Genomic DNA, 383 nt, shown 5'->3' with positions numbered 1-383 from the left:
ACCATCGGCGTGTTGAAGCTTAACCATCGTGTTCGGAATGGGAACGGGTGTAACCTTCAAGCCATAATCACCAGATTTTTTTCAATGCACAATGTACAATTCACAATGCACAATTGAGGATGATTTTGCCTGCGCAAAATCTTTAATTAAAACCTTTTAAAAGATTTTAACTTATTTTAATACTTTGTGCTTAAGGCACAAGATGTATTATATCAGAATAAATCTTAATTGTAAAGATATATTCTTTCAAAATCGCATAGAAATATTACTAGTTCACAGTTAAAATGATTCTAGTTAATTAGTATTCACTGTATAAATTGTTGAATAAGCCCTCGACCTATTAGTACTGGTCAGCTGAACACATTACTGCGCTTACACCTCCA

The 383-nt window shown here is 33.2% G+C and carries 1 rRNA gene; it reads right to left on the bottom strand.

From position 1 onward, the window contains the following. Window positions 1–75, bottom strand: a 5S ribosomal RNA gene (gene rrf, locus ACVHXK_RS18725); the annotation flags it as partial. Between the last annotated feature and the right edge of the window lie 308 nt (window positions 76–383).

This window comes from Clostridium sp. DL1XJH146 (assembly GCF_054819755.1).
This window is presented reverse-complemented; position numbering and strand designations above follow the sequence as displayed.